This window comes from Saprospiraceae bacterium (assembly GCA_016712145.1).
Taxonomy (GTDB): Bacteria; Bacteroidota; Bacteroidia; order Chitinophagales; family Saprospiraceae; genus Vicinibacter.
On the sequence record JADJRO010000001.1, the window covers coordinates 432196 to 444326 of the forward strand.

10 protein-coding genes are annotated in these 12131 nt (G+C 32.5%); 9 read left to right on the forward strand and 1 reads right to left on the reverse strand.

The window, feature by feature from the left end:
* Positions 1-55: 55 nt before the first annotated feature.
* The 6 genes from folP to IPK91_01885 all read left to right on the forward strand — a co-directional run bounded on the left by folP (position 56) and on the right by IPK91_01885 (position 8103).
* Positions 56-919, forward strand: coding sequence for a dihydropteroate synthase (gene folP / locus IPK91_01860; protein ID MBK8296037.1), 864 nt, complete (start codon positions 56-58; stop codon positions 917-919).
* Positions 920-933: 14 nt separating this feature from the next.
* Positions 934-2031, forward strand: coding sequence for a hypothetical protein (locus tag IPK91_01865; GenBank protein ID MBK8296038.1), 1098 nt, complete (start codon positions 934-936; stop codon positions 2029-2031).
* Positions 2006-3586 carry a hypothetical protein gene (locus tag IPK91_01870; protein ID MBK8296039.1) on the forward strand — a complete coding sequence of 527 codons (1581 nt, stop codon included), beginning with the start codon at positions 2006-2008 and terminating at the stop codon, positions 3584-3586. The genes IPK91_01865 and IPK91_01870 overlap by 26 nt, the downstream gene beginning before the upstream one ends.
* Before the next feature lie 113 nt (positions 3587-3699).
* Positions 3700-4380: a hypothetical protein gene (locus IPK91_01875; GenBank protein MBK8296040.1), complete on the forward strand. Its 681-nt coding sequence runs from the start codon at positions 3700-3702 to the stop codon at positions 4378-4380.
* A gap of 95 nt (positions 4381-4475) precedes the next feature.
* On the forward strand, positions 4476-5708 hold the full coding sequence (locus IPK91_01880; protein MBK8296041.1) for a translocation/assembly module TamB domain-containing protein: 1233 nt from the start codon (positions 4476-4478) through the stop codon (positions 5706-5708).
* A complete protein-coding gene (locus IPK91_01885) occupies positions 5701-8103 on the forward strand; it encodes a Smr/MutS family protein (protein MBK8296042.1) in 2403 nt (800 codons plus the stop codon). The genes IPK91_01880 and IPK91_01885 overlap by 8 nt, the downstream gene beginning before the upstream one ends.
* On the opposite strand, the gene tsaD is transcribed toward IPK91_01885, so the two are convergent.
* Entirely contained in the window at positions 8096-9100 is a 1005-nt protein-coding gene (gene tsaD, locus IPK91_01890) for a tRNA (adenosine(37)-N6)-threonylcarbamoyltransferase complex transferase subunit TsaD (GenBank protein MBK8296043.1), read from the reverse strand. The genes IPK91_01885 and tsaD overlap by 8 nt on opposite strands.
* A gap of 93 nt (positions 9101-9193) precedes the next feature.
* Here tsaD and IPK91_01895 point away from each other — a divergent pair, with 93 nt between their 5' ends.
* From IPK91_01895 to IPK91_01905, 3 genes are read left to right on the forward strand one after another with little or no spacing between them, the layout of a single operon-like run.
* Positions 9194-9730: a DUF3822 family protein gene (locus IPK91_01895; GenBank protein MBK8296044.1), complete on the forward strand. Its 537-nt coding sequence runs from the start codon at positions 9194-9196 to the stop codon at positions 9728-9730.
* A 5-nt stretch (positions 9731-9735) separates the two neighbouring features.
* A complete protein-coding gene (locus IPK91_01900; protein ID MBK8296045.1) occupies positions 9736-10275 on the forward strand; it encodes an RsmD family RNA methyltransferase in 540 nt (179 codons plus the stop codon).
* 20 nt (positions 10276-10295) lie between these two features.
* A complete protein-coding gene (locus IPK91_01905) occupies positions 10296-12128 on the forward strand; it encodes an arginine--tRNA ligase (protein ID MBK8296046.1) in 1833 nt (610 codons plus the stop codon).
* The last annotated feature ends 3 nt before the right edge of the window (positions 12129-12131 follow it).

Consider the following 12131-nt stretch of genomic DNA (forward strand, 5'->3'; position numbering starts at 1 on the left):
ATTATTTTCACTTTACCTTTATTTCTTCATTCATTTTCATAGGATTTAGACCCGTATGACTCATAGGAAGGATTTAGATCAGATTTTCACAGCAAATGCAAAGCCACTGGTAATGGGGATTCTTAATTTGGATCCTGGAAGCTTTTATCCCGACAGCATAGCTCATTCAGATATGCAGGCTTTAAAAATGGTAGAATCTAAAATTGAGGATGGGATGGACATTTTAGATATAGGAGCTTTTTCAAGTAGGCCCGGGGCAAAAATACCCTTGGAAGAAGCTGAAATTCAATTAATTATACCTGTTTTACAAAAAATCAGGGCTGCTTTTCCTGATTTGCCGATCTCGATTGATACCATGAGGGCTTCAGTCGCTCAAAGATGTTTAGATATTGGGGCTGACCTCATCAATGATATAAGTGGAGGTGCATTTGACCCAGACTTACCCTTGGTGATGTCCAAATCTCATGCAATCTATATTGCGATGCATATGAAAGGCATTCCTGAAAATATGCAGCATGTAGATAACACGACTTACCTAAATGTCGTTGATGATGTACTGAAATACTTCCAACAAAAAATTTGTTTCTTTAAAACGATGGGACTTCATAAACTAATCATAGATCCAGGTTTCGGATTTTCAAAAAAACTTCAGGATAATTATGAACTCTTACGAACTATTTATTTGTTTAAAATATTAGAAAAACCTTTGTTAATTGGCGTTTCGCGGAAAAGTATGATTTGGAAAATAACCAATTCTTCTGCATCAGATGCATTAATCGGGAGCATCGTTGCAGCTTTTTATGCTCTTTTAAATTCTTGTACTATACTTAGGGTCCATGACGTCAAGGAGACTACCCAAATGCTCAATGTATTTTATGCAATACAGGATCCCAATTATTTTGATAATCAACAATCCTAAGTTCTGAACTATTAATGAGTACGCCAGTCGCACATAGTAAAGCATTGCAAAACATATCTGTAAAGGCACTGGAATACCTATTGAAATTTTTAGGAATTGTTTTGATGTTTATTTTTATGTTCATTCTCTTACTTAGAGCAGAATTCGTTCAAGATTGGTCGCGCAATTGGTTGGTTGATTTTCTAAAAAAATCGTATAACCAGGATCTTGAAATTAATTCATTCTATTTAGACCCTTTTAATGGATTTAAAGGTGCTTTTCTTATTAGAGATCACCATAAAGACACCCTGTTTTATGCTAGAGATGTTCATATTGGTTTGTTAAAGAGTTTGCGGTCTGTATTTTCAAGAAAGTTGTTTGTAGATGATATCGAGTGCGATTCAGTTGTGCTGAAATTAAAGGTATATGAAGGAGAGTCGAATTCAAATTTAAATCTTTTTATTTCTAAGTTTAGGAATTCAGATTCAAAGGCTAAAGACCCATTTCAATTTAATATAAACCATTTAATACTAAAAAACACCAAAGCCAGCTATCTGGATTCGAAGCAATCACTTTATATGTCCTTTACCAAATTGGACTTGCTTGTAGATTCGCTTAATTATAATATTCAGTATTTTAGTATTAGGAAATTATTGCTGGATAATCCTATTGTCACTTATGATAAATTTCATCCTGTACAAGATAAACAAATAGAGAATCATATATCTGCATTTGATAGTTGTAAAATTAACCCAAGTGTTTATTTGAGATTTTTAAACATAAATAATGGTGTTTTAAATTTAAAAGATTCTTTATATACAAGTGAAAAAGGCTTAAAGTTTTCAAATTTAAATCTCACTTCTAAAAATATATTTCATGGTGAGCAATTGGATCATATTGAGTTCTTGAATCTGAATTTAAAAAGTTCAGATGATTTTGCCATTAAAAATGCTGCAATTCGGAATTTCAATTTAAAAGATGATCAATTACTTATTGATGATTTTTTGTTTGAAACTTTATTGAGTTCCTTAAGGTTTCAAATGAATAGTTCTTTAGATTATTCAAATTCAGGGCATAAACTTGATTTTAAAAAACACATTAATTCAAATGAATTTAGTAGAAGGCCAATTTGATCTATTGGATTTTGATAAATTGTTTCCTAAATATCATTTGTTGCAAAAATTTAATTTAAAAAATGGAACTTCATTTAGTTTGACAGGAAAGCTATTTGGCAAACTCAATAACCTGAAAGGATCAAATATTAACTTTAATTATTCAAACCAGTTTAATTTTACTGGGAACGTAGGGTCTCGTAATTTATTTATAAGGGACAAATTAGTTCTAAATTTAAAAATAGATCAACTACTAACAACAGCACCCTTTTTGAGGCAATTGTTTGAGCGCTATAACATACCTGCATCTTATGATCGATTTGGACGCATTAAAATGAATGGTCAATTTGACGGGTATTTAAATGATTTTGTGGCATACGGTTCATTTAACACGGATCTTGGTGTCATTCGATCTGACATTAAAGTAAATTTTTCATCAAGCCAAAATCATGAAGCGATATATAGCGGAGGCATTAGTACTTCAAATTTGGATTTAGGCGTTTTGTTGCAAAAGAAAGAGTTTGGCATTTTAAATTCGGATATAAAAATTATTGATGGCAAAGGATTGTCAGCAAATAATTTGTCTGCCAACATTGATGGCAAACTAAATGAATTTGTGTATCGCGATTATCACTATACAGGGATTGCAGTAACTGGATTTTTTAAAAAATCGATGTTGCAAGGATCAATAAAAATGAAAGATGAAAATGCCGATGTTGATATGACAGGTAGTTTTACTAGATTTGAAGATATTGATGACATTAGCATAGAAGGTGATATCAAAAAACTGAACCTTCATGCACTGAATTTACTTGATGATGAGACATCCTATTCAGGTAAAGTAAAAATGAATGTTAGACTTGCGAAGAATAAAAATTTATCGGGTAATCTAAATATAACAAATTCTAATATTAGTATCAATGGCGACAAGTTGTATTTAAGGAATTTTACATTTAATTCAACGGATCAAGCTGGTAAAAATAGAATTGAGCTATTTTCAGATTTTGCCGATTTTCAATTTGAAGGTAAATTTCAACTGGCAAAGGTCATAGGGGATTTAAAAAGTTTAATAGTATCAAAATATCCAATTTTAGATAGTTTGCTTCACATGAAGGGGAAATCACAATACCCTTCGTTGGTTGGGTCAGGGAGTCTATACATCAAGGACTCCAGAAGTTTGTCTAAAATTATAAAATTGCCTTTTGAAATGGATTTTTCTGACTTTGATTTTTCTGTAAACAGCAATACCAGGGATTTTGAACTGCATTCAAACCGCTTTGATCTTAAATACAAATCGCTTAAATTTGATAAGTTTAGTTTGGTAATTGGCTCACAAAAGAATTTGAGCACCGTGATTACCTCTGATTATATTAATTTTAATGGAATAAGACGGACTGGCAATTTTAAATGTGTCGGCAATTTATTTGATTCTACGGGTAAAATTTCATTTTTACTTTTTGATACACTGAATACTAAAGTTTTAGCAAATATTAATTCAAACATTAATTATAGTCAGGATCGATTTGCTTTACAGGTATTAAATAAGGATCTTTTTTTAATAATTCTCGTTGGATAATTGATGAAACAAATATAATTCAAAAATCCAGGAAAGGTCTTCAAGTTAGTAATTTTGAGTTAAGCGATTCTTTGCATTATTTAAGTATCCGGGATATAGATTTAAAAGGACTTATGTTAAAGTCAGATGGATTTGATATTGCATTTGTAAACCAATTTATTAGAAACAAGACGATTTCTTTTTCTGGGTTGTTTTCCGCTAATATTGAAATTCCTGATATTAGGAATATTAAAGAGATTACTGGTAGATTTAATTTTTTTCAACTTCATTTCAATAAAGATAATTTTGGTCCATTTAATTTGAGTTTCAATGCATATGATATCATGAAGCCATGGGACATTCAAGTTGAAAATGTTTTCCAGGAGCATGTAATTAGTGGAAAAGGATCCATAAATATACCCATTGTCAAAACTAATTATCAATATAAGCCATATGACTTTAGTATCGATTTGGATGTCAAAGCATTTCCTTTTAAGTTTCTGGAAAATTTCATAAGTTCGATTTCAAAAACTACGGGTGTAGCCAATGGAAGACTTAAATTTTATGGAGTCAATGGAAATTTATCTTTAATTGGTAACTTGAAAGCAGTTCAAGGGAGCACTTTTATAAATTATTTAGGTGTACCAGTGCTGTTTGAAAATCAACCTATTGTATTTAAGGAAAATGAAATTTTATTTGAAAACCTAGAGATTATGGATAAGTTTAGAAATCCAATCAAGCTTGACGGAAAACTTACTCATAATCATTTTAAAACTTTCGCAGCAAATGTTAAATTGGTCTCGGCTAAGCCTTAATATTTGGTACTAAAAAAGGTGAGAATCTCTTTTATTATGGCTATGGAATTGGAAAGATTGATGTCAATTTTTTCGGACCTTTTAGCGCAATGGATATGGATGTAAAAGTCACCAGTCTTAAGGGCACTAAGTTTAATATTCCAGTTACGTACGAACAAGTAGCAACAGAATCTAAGTTTGTAAAATTTTCTTCAAGAACTGTCCAAGTTGATTCAGTAATTAAGCCGATTGTGCCATCAATCATTGGGTTAAATATGAATATGCAATTAACCATTACGGAGGATGCAGACATTTCAATAATTTTTGATGAATTGGCCGGTGATATATTAAGAGGTACCGGACGAGGAAATTTATCCATTAAAAGCCTTAGAACAGGATTGTTTACGGTTAGTGGTTTGTATGAGGTGGAACAGGGTGAGTATTTGTTTACCCTTTATAATTTTGTGAATAAGCCTTTTGCAATTGCAAGAGGCGGAACTATAAATTGGACAGGAGATCCATTAAATGCAACCATTCAGCTTGAAGCGGTATATGAAGGCCTTTCAACATCGCCGTATATTCTTATTCAAGAGTATTTGGCTGCTGATCAACGGTTGATTGAAGAGGCAAAACGCAGAACAGAGGTTAAATTGAAAATGTTGCTAACAGGTTCTCTGTTGCTACCTGACATTCGGTTTGATATTGATATGCCTGACTTGACCGGGCAATTGAAGAATTTTGCTGATAATAAAATTCGTTATTTACGTACAAATCAGGATCAACTTAATCAACAGGTTTTTGGCTTATTGGTCCTTCGTACGTTTTTAAATTCATTTGATCCAACTGAAATTGGTTCAAATTTAAGCACTACTACAATTAATACAATGAGTGAAATGTTGTCTAATCAATTTTCACTTTTTGTCACGAGCTTATTAAGCAATGCATTTGATGATGTTAATTTTATTTCTGGTGTTGATTTTAATATTGGATATGACTTTGATAACACCATACCAGGAAGCTCCAAATTTAATGAAGGTGAAGTCGTATTTAGTTTAAAACACAGACTCTGGAATGACCAATGGATTGTGACCCTAGGAGGAAATTACAAATCCTCCAGTTCTTCCATATATGGAAATTCTTATTTTAATCCAGAGAGCATTATTGAGTGGAACACCCCGGTTCCTGGATTAAAGCTGCGTATTTATTATCGGGGAGATGAATCAATTGAAGGATTGAAACATAAAATAGGAACAGGAATAAGCTATAGAAAGGAATTCGATTCATTTTTTGATTTTAAAAAAGAATTAAATTCGAAGGCAAAAACCAGAAATAAGAATAGCATTGAATAAAAGATACTTGGCCAGTTCAGTTTTTGTTAAATCTCAATTTTTACTTGAGTTTGACAAAGTTATCCAATTGACAGCAGATTATGCTGTTTCTGATCAAGCTAAGACCGCATTGCAAGATTTAATTTACGAGCCGTTTTCAGATAGCATTCATCTGGAGTTGGATGTCTTAGATGAATTAGCGCAAGCAATTAAAATGCATGCTTTGAATTTGGTAAATTTTCAATCCATACAAGATGATTTAACTAGATTGAAAATTCCGGGTATTGAGATTTCGGTTGATTCAATACTTCGATTGGTTAAGGTAATTATTAATAATCAAGAGGTGAAGCAGAAAGCTTCAGTTCCGACCTTTCTTGTATTTAAAAACCTAGTTGCCTTTATTGAGGGATTTCCTGACTTAACGAAACCTCTTATTTCAATTAAACGAATTTTTGATGAAAATTATCAGTTACGTGACGATGCATCTGAAGAATTGCAATCTATACGAAATGAACGTCTAAAGTTAAATCGATCAATTTATTCAGCATTTAAAAAAGAACTTGAAATATATAGAGCAAAGTTGTATTTAGCGGAAGGAGAAGAATCCATCCGTGATGGGAGATTTGTATTAAGAGTACTTGCTGAGCATAAACGGAAAATAAGCGGATTGGTACTGGGGGAATCTGATAGTGGAAAGACCGTTTTTATTGAACCCCAAGTTTGTTTTGAGTTAAACAATAAACTAATTGATCTTTCATTTAAAGAACAGCGCGAAATTAATAAAATTCTGTCCATTCTTTGTGCTGCTATTAGGCCTTATCTTGAATTTTTTGAAATTGCTTATGATAAGGTTTTAGCAATGGATATCCTCCTGGCTAAAGCCCATTATGCAAACAGCATCAATGGCATTAAGCCATCTCTAAATAGCAATAAATTACTTCATCTTATTTCTGGCTTTCATCCCTTATTGCTTCACAAGTTTCAGCAACAAGATTCCAAGCCAATTCCAATGGATATTTTGTTAGATGAGCAACACAAAATCCTTTTAATCTCAGGTCCGAATGCTGGAGGCAAGACAATCGTTTTAAAAACAATTGGATTATTACAACTCATGTTGCAAAAAGGATTTTTAATTCCGGTTTCAAAAAAATCTAGTTTTTGTCTATTTGATAAAATATGGGTTGATATTGGTGATTGGCAATCATTGGATGAAGGTTTAAGTACCTATTCTGCTAAATTACGTTACATGAAAAAATTGGTTTTAGAAGCAGATGATTCGTCTTTAGTATTAATGGATGAATTGGGAAGCGGAACTGAGCCTAAAATTGGTGGCGCAATTGCTGAGTCTGTCTTAAAGGAGCTGATAAATTTAAAAGTATTTGGAGTAATCACAACCCATTATTCAAATTTAAAATCATTTGCGCATACAAATAAGGGCATTCAGAACGGTTCAATGCTTTATGATGAAGTCAAAATGATTCCTTTATATAAATTGCAAATTGGAAAGCCGGGAAGTTCGTATGCTTTAGACATTGCCAGAAAAATGCAATTTCCTAAGAAGATTATAAATTATGCAAAAGAGATTGTAGGTTCTGATTTAGTGAAAATGGAGGATCTTTTAGCTAAAATGGAAATGGAAAAGATTCAACTTGAAAAAACAGTGGCAGATTATAAAGCGAAAATAGACACTTTGAATAAATTAATTAAAGCCTATGAAGCCATGCAGAAGCAACATGAGTTAAAACGCTTGAAATTAAAGATGGACAGTAAACAGATTGAATATCAAAAAAATCTAGAATTAAGGAAAGAGAATCATACCATATTAAATGAGATAAAGGAAAAGATGGATTATGTTGAAGCGAAAAATCAATTGGAACGAACTAAAAGTAAAGAAAAAAAATTGGCTGGTGAATGGAATCAAGCTGAGCACGATTATTATCATATGGTTAAGTCAGACTATGGGTCTGCATTAATTAAACCAGGAGACAAGGTTATTTTATTAAAGCAAGGACTTTCTGGAGTCGTTCAGGAAATTTCTGAAAAAAAAGCAAAAGTTTATACAGAGTTCTTTACAATTGAACTGAATAAAGAGGAGTTGATTTTAGAAAAACAGAGCCTCCTTGTTGACAATAAGCCCAAAGTAAATTATCAGTTGATTGACAAGAATGCAAGTTTGCCTGGTACCATTGATTTAAGAGGTCAGAAGGTAGAGCATGCCATTCAAGCATTGGAGAACTATTTGGATCAAGCATTATTATCAAGTTTAAAAGATGCTAAAATTCTTCATGGAAAGGGATCTGGGGTTTTAAAATCCGCAATACATAAGCAACTAAAAAAATTGAAATTTATCAACTCATTTTACCAGCCGGAGGAGGATAGTGGAGGTGCAGGAGTTACTATCGTTGTGTTTAAATAATAGGATATCGAGCTAAAGGTAAAAAATGATCATCGCTAAATTCTGCATTTAAATATTTATGGTAGCCTGCGATTGCTATCATCGCAGCATTGTCCGTGCAATAGCTCATTTTCGGAATGCAACAATTCCAATTGTATTTCTCGCATAATTGTGAAATTTCCTTTCTCAATTGAGAATTGGCTGAAACGCCGCCTGCAATTCCTATTGAGATCGCATTTTGCGCAATTGCTGCTGTTTCTAATTTATTTAAAAGACTTTTTACGATATTATCTTGAATTGAAGCACATAAATCAGGTAGATTTTCATTTATAAATTCTTTGTTTGAGTCTAGTTTATCTCTTAGAAAATATAAAACACTCGTTTTTAATCCGCTAAAACTGAAATTAAAGTCATTTACTTTTGCAATTGGGAATTTAAATTTTGGTAGACCCGTTAAAGCCAATTTATCCATTTCTGGGCCAGCAGGATATCCCAAGCCTAATAATTTTCCAGTTTTATCAATTGCTTCACCAGCAGCATCATCCAAAGTTTGACCAAGTAACTCAATTTTAAAATTTTCAGAAACTAAAAGCAATTGGGTATGTCCGCCTGAAACGGTCAAGCATACGAGTGGGAGTATTGGCTTTTGATCAATAAATAATGACAAAACGTGGGCATGTAAATGATTTACTTCAATTAAAGGAATATTAAGGCAAAGACTTAAAGATTTGGCAAAACTAATTCCGACTAAAAGCGATCCCATCAAACCCGGACCCCTGGTAATAGCGATTGCACTGAGACTTTGCAAGGATATAGCAGCTCCTTTCAAAGCCTGGTCACACAAGGAAACGATGGTTTCAACATGTTGACGCGAAGCGGCTTCTGGAACGACACCGCCATATTGCATATGGATCCATTGAGAACTAATTAAGTTTGATTTAATTTCTCCATCAATGATAACGGATACCGAAGTATCATCACAGGAGGATTCTATTGCTAGAATAATGATTTTTGACATTGTTTGTTAATAACATTAAAAAGTCAGGTAAAATTAATATCCTTGCATTAGAAATTTTAATTCATTGGTTTATTCTTGAAAGAATTCTTTAATATGAACTCAAATTATCCTTATTTTATAGACTCAGGTCGAGCCATTTCAATGACTTCTAAATTTCATATTGCATCTGAACATTTAAATTTAAAAATCGAATCCCTGTTTCCAGTATATCCAAATGAAACGGTATTAAGTCATGCGGATACTGCAAATTATTTAAAGTATCAGTTTTGTATTCCTGAAAAAATTGTAGCAGTTATTAGCAATCAGAACTTGAAACTAAATCATATTTCAGAATTCTCCAATCAATTTAACAGTCACAATGGTATTAATATTTATATTTGGAATAATGTTTCATTTATTTATATCATGCAAATTGCAGACCCTGTATTTGTAAATATAATAAAGTTTGATACCCCTGAAGATTTATTATATCACATATTGCAAATAATTCAATCAATTGGGCTTGAAAATGAAAATCAAAACATCCAGTTATATGGTAAAGTGACAGGTGAATCTCAAATTAGTAGATTATTGCGTATTTATTTTAGCAATGTAAAAACGATTCAAGGATTTAGTTTTTTTAATTCGTAATTCCTATGCGGATTTCTGGTGGTTTTCTCAAAGGCAGAGTGTTTAATCCTCCTGCAAAAAACTGGCCTACCAGGCCAACTACCGATATTTCCCGAGAAGCTTTGTTTAATATATTAACGAATCTACTAGATTTTGAAAATACCAGGATGTTAGACTTATTTGGAGGAACTGGTGCGCATACGTATGAAATGATTTCAAGAGGGTGTACGAATGCATGTTATGTTGATTTACACAAGCCTTGTATGGAGTTTGTCAAAAAGACAGCCGCATCATTCCAAATTATTCAATTTATTGAATTTGTAAATGCTGATTATTTGCATTTTGTTAAATCATGTAATAAGCAATTTAATTATGTATTTGCTGGACCGCCATACCCATTGCCAACGCTGTCAAAGATACCGGATTTAATTGTGGACGTCAATATTGTTATGCCGGATGGTTTTTTCGTATTAGAGCATAATCCACAACATGATTTTACGAAACATTCCCATTTTTGGCAAGTTCGAAATTATGGGCAAACATTTTTCAGCTTTTTTCGCTTTTAATTTGTAAATTTGGGGTTTGAATGGATATGCTTTCGGCCCTTTTTCAACATGCATTTACTACTGTTCTTAATTATAGTGGAGACAAGTCGGAATTCGCTATTTTAAATTGTTCTTCAGAGTTTGATGCGGATTTTACCTTTGTATTATTTCCATGGGCAAAGAAACTTGGCATGAAGCCTGATGAAATTGGCTTTAAAATTGGTAATTATTTATTGGAAAATCATTCTATTTCGTCTTTTTCAATTATAAAGGGCTTTTTCAATTTTTCATTAGACGATTCATTCTGGATTGCTGAAAATTCTCGAATTTATCGATTGCGTCAAGAGGAATTGGTAAATAAAACACCGGTGCCTCAAAAATATTTAGTAGAATATTGTTCTCCAAATACAAACAAACCTCTTCACTTAGGTCACATTAGAAACATTTTACTTGGATGGTCCTTGACAAACATTTTAAAAGCCATTGGACATCAGGTTGAAACTACACAGGTTGTGAATGATCGTGGTGTTGCAATATGCAAAAGTATGCTTGCTTGGAAAAAATATTCAAACAATGATACCCCGGATTCTACAGGAATTAAATCAGATCATTTTGTTGGAGATTACTATGTTTTGTTTGACAGAAAGTTAAATGATGAATATCTGAAATGGCAAGCATCTATTGAAGCCCAAGCAGTTATTTCATCAAATTTAAAAAAAGAAGAATCTCTAGTCGATTTTTTTAAAAGGTATAAAAATGACTACTTTAACAATTACAGTGAGTTGGGTAAAGAAGTTCGGGATATGCTTTTGAAATGGGAACATCATGATGAGGAAACACGTTCGCTTTGGAAAAAAATGAATGATTGGGTTTATAAAGGATTTAATGAAACGTTCAATAAATTAAATGTTTCTTTTGATTTTATATATTATGAATCAAACACCTATTTGCTAGGAAAAGATATCGTTGAGTATGGGTTGAGTCAAGGTGTTTTTTATCAATTACCGGATCAATCTGTTTGGGTGAATTTGGAAGATGTTGGGTTGGATAACAAACTTGTTCTTAGAAGTGATGGAACTTCCGTATATATTACACAGGATCTTGGAACCATTCGGCAACGTTATGAAAGGCATCATTCAGATAAGTATATTTATATTGTGGCTGATGAGCAAGACTATCATTTTAAAGTTCTTTTTGAAACTGTAAAGAAGTTAAAAGAACCCTATGCAGGTAGTTTGTACCATTGTTCATATGGTATGGTCGACTTACCCACTGGTAAAATGAAGTCCAGAGAAGGAACTGTGGTTGATGCTGATGACTTAATTGAGGAAGTTATTATTGAGGCCACAACCATGGCAGAAGAGCGAGGTGAAATTGCATCCCTGTTGCCGGAGCAACGAAGTAAAATTTGTACCGATATTGCATTAGCGGCCTTGAAATATTTTATTTTAAAAGTTTCATATAAGAAACGTATGATTTTCGACCCTAAAGAATCTGTAGACATGCAAGGTCATACGGGTCCATATATTGTGAATGCCTATGTTAGAATAAAATCTATATTACGAAAGTCAACATGCGATGATGATACACCAAAGCCAATTAAAATTGAACGTGCGGAAAAAAACTTAATCCGTTCAATGAATAGTTATAATAAAACATTATTTGAATCAGCTGAATCATTTGATCCAGCCCAACTTTCAAATTATTTATACCAATTGGCTAAAGATTTTCATAAATATTATCATGATTATAGGATTTTAAATGCAGAAACTACAGAATTAAAAAATTTTAGATTGATGATTAGTGAGAATGTGGCAAAGTTTATTTTGCACGGGATGAGTTGTCTTGGAATCAATCTGCCAGAAAGAATGTAAATT